The sequence below is a fragment of the Pedobacter sp. 01T416_2 genome, from assembly GCF_056398925.1.
The window spans coordinates 1-3,019 of record NZ_JBFTQI010000716.1 but is presented as its reverse complement, the minus strand read 5'-3'; the positions used below and the strand labels follow the sequence as shown (position 1 = coordinate 3,019).

Sequence of the window (3,019 nt, the reverse complement as noted above, 5' to 3'; positions counted from 1 at the left end):
ATATACAGCCGCATTACAGGTGCCAAAAGATGCCAGTATGTTACGTGTAATTACTTATCGTGGTAAACAACCCATTGGAAGATTGATCAGTATGCCTATAGCCGATTTACAAAAAAGAGCAAGATAAATACAACAAATTATAATGGGTAAAGAAATAGAGCGCAAATTTTTGATCGATCAGCAGCAGTGGGATAACCTGAGCAAACCAGAAGGAAAGCTTTTTAGACAAGGTTATTTACTTAGCGATAAAGATAAAACAGTGCGTGTAAGGGCAACCGAAACCAAAGGCTTTTTAACCATAAAAGGTCAAACGATTGGTGCTACACGAATGGAATACGAATATGAAATCCCAGTTGCCGAGGCCACAGAATTATTAGATAATTTCTCCTTATCTGAACTTTCGAAAACCCGTTACGAAATTCCGTTTAGCGGTAAGGTTTGGGAAGTAGACGTATTCTTAGGCGATAATAAAGGTCTAACTGTCGCCGAAATTGAACTTGATAGTGAAGACGAAATATTCGATCTTCCAGATTGGGTAAGCAAAGAAGTTACTGAAGAAGAAAAATATTATAATTCCAATTTAACAGTTATTCCTTTTAAAGATTGGATTTAATTTTCAGCTCTCGCCTTTTTTTTACACCTGCGAGGGTTATTAGAATGATTTATCATTTCATTCGCGCTAATGGGTTACAATATTAAATCTCGACTAGCCTACTTTCCACTAACCAAAGGCTGTTTAAAAATTATTCATAAATAATTAAAGAAATTCACTTTCTAGTTAAACGCATTTCATATATTAGCTTTATCGAAGTCATCCCGCCGATAAAAAAAGGAAATTACTTTAATTTCTAAGCATTGTATTGTCAAATAATATCAATATAAAACCAAAAGGATGAAAACAACTAAATTATTAATGAGCATGGTTATTGCAACTACACTATTTTTTGTAGGCTGCAAACCAAACGATGCGGCCATCCAAGCTGCAATTCAAGCCAAAGAAGTAGCAGGTATTACGGTGGCCGTTGCCAAAGGCGAAGTAACTTTAACTGGTGAAGTTGATAATGAAGCCACAAAGGCCAAAGCAGAAGAAATCGCAAAGGCAGAAAAAGGAGTGAAAGCTGTAATCAACAATTTAACAGTGAAACCAGCAGATGTACCAGTGGTAATTGCCGAAGACTCYGCTTTAATTAAAAATGTTGCTGATGCAACCAAAGACTTCCCAACGGTGAAAGCTGAGGTTAAAGACGGTGTGGTTCTCTTAACCGGGTAGATAAAAAAAGCTTCTCTAATAACTTTAATGCAACATTTGAGCGCATTAAAACCTAAAAAAATCGACAATAAATTAACCGTTAAATAACCCGACCATGGCATTAGCAGATAAATATAAAACACTAACTGACGCAGCAACTGCGGCAGGTATAGCAGATTTAGCAGTAAGGGAGCAGGATGGGATTTTATACATAGATGGAACCGCTGCCGATGGCGCGACTAAAGACCACCTTTGGGAAGTTTACAATCAGATTGATCCAAATTTTACTTCAGGTGATCTGGTTCTGAATGTAAACGTGGCCATTGATGCAGCGGTTACGCACGCAAAAGTTATCACAGAGAGCAGTAATCTAAATATTCGTAAAGGTCCGGGAACCGATCAACCAATTGTAGGTAAGGCTGCACATGGCGAAGTAATTACCCTTGTAAACAGAAGTAACGATTTATGGTGGCTGGTACGAACTAACGATGGCGAAGAAGGCTATTGTTATGCGCAATATTTAGAAGCGCAGGCTTAAAAACGCGAACAGGTCTCGCAGGGTTCTGAAACTGTGAGGCCTGTTTTAAAATTAAATCAGCTGATGCTCGTGCGCAAAATTCAGCAAACCAACAATTGATTTAACGCCAGTTTTACGCCATATATTTTTACGATGGGTTTCTACTGTATGTTCCGAAATAAATAACATCTTGCCAATATCTGCAGAAGTGTATTCTTTGGCAATTAACCTAATAATTTCTACTTCTCGAGGTGATAAAATATTCGCTTCTCTTGTATGGTTTTCACGCTGGTAACCATTAATAAATTTAGCCGTAATGGAATTTTGTATATAGGTTTCGCCGAGCATAACCTTATTAATTGCTTTATGCAGTTCGTGAAACTTTACATTTTTTAAAAGATAGCCATTTGCTCCAAACTTGATCATTTTAGAAATATTGATAAAATCATCCTGCATGGAAAGCACAATAACTTTTATTTTGGGAAATTCTCTTTTAATCAATTTGGTTAAATCGGCTCCGATCTTCTCGTTAACACTCACATCGGCTACCACAATATCTGGCGTTTTAGCCCTGATCAATTGTTCGGCAAGTGCAGCAGAATTGGCCTCGCCAACAACAACAATACTTTCTGAATCACTTAGAATGGATTCAACATTATCCATTAATGCATCATAATCGTGAATTAAAAAGACCTTGATCTTTTCCATAAAGTTTAGTTTTAACGTTAACTATTTTCACCAGAAATTCAGGCAAAACAGTTTGAAGAGGTTTTAAACAAAAGGTTAATCGCTATTCAAAACCTACCCAATATTCTATCAAAAGCTTTAAATTTTATGTTTTTAACTAAGGTAGGTTGCATTTTGTTCTTAACATATTCCAATAAATTAGCCCCCTGTTTTTGCATAACGGTTGAGTGAAGCCATTTAGAAATACTGCGGTTATTTCTATTGCATGTTGGGAAACGATAAGAAGCCGTTACATGCCTGCAATATCCATCCTTTATAAACAGATTGAAAAATATGCTAAACAGCATCAATTTCAGGCCCAGAAACACAATAGTACTGCTTGAGCGCATAGTAATAATAAAGATGGTTAATTGTTTTGTTAATCTAATTTAAACAAAAATTTCATTTTGCTACTATAATTATCAATTTCTTAATACAAAAAAGCGCAAAGCCAGTATTGAATTTTACTGATCCTTGCGCTTTTATATTGTGATAAGTATCTTATTTGCTTAGCGGTATTGCCACAT

At 36.1% G+C, this 3,019-nt stretch carries 4 protein-coding genes; 3 read left to right on the top strand and 1 reads right to left on the bottom strand.

Annotated elements, in window-relative coordinates; all coding sequences use genetic code 11:
• The first annotated feature begins 142 nt into the window (after window positions 1-142).
• The 3 genes from AC1DPQ_RS22965 to AC1DPQ_RS22955 all read left to right on the top strand — a co-directional run bounded on the left by AC1DPQ_RS22965 (window position 143) and on the right by AC1DPQ_RS22955 (window position 1,787).
• Window positions 143-613 carry a CYTH domain-containing protein gene (locus AC1DPQ_RS22965; protein ID WP_477579409.1) on the top strand — a complete coding sequence of 157 codons (471 nt, stop codon included), beginning with the start codon at window positions 143-145 and terminating at the stop codon, window positions 611-613.
• A 279-nt stretch (window positions 614-892) separates the two neighbouring features.
• Complete coding sequence (locus AC1DPQ_RS22960) at window positions 893-1,270, top strand: BON domain-containing protein (RefSeq protein ID WP_477610986.1); 378 nt, start codon at window positions 893-895, stop codon at window positions 1,268-1,270.
• Between the two features lie 94 nt (window positions 1,271-1,364).
• Window positions 1,365-1,787: an SH3 domain-containing protein gene (locus tag AC1DPQ_RS22955; RefSeq protein ID WP_215125288.1), complete on the top strand. Its 423-nt coding sequence runs from the start codon at window positions 1,365-1,367 to the stop codon at window positions 1,785-1,787.
• 51 nt (window positions 1,788-1,838) lie between these two features.
• Here the strand turns inward: AC1DPQ_RS22955 and AC1DPQ_RS22950 are convergent, their stop codons facing one another.
• Window positions 1,839-2,474, bottom strand: a complete 636-nt coding sequence (locus tag AC1DPQ_RS22950) for a response regulator (RefSeq protein ID WP_477579405.1) — start codon at window positions 2,472-2,474, stop codon at window positions 1,839-1,841.
• Window positions 2,475-3,019 lie beyond the last annotated feature (545 nt).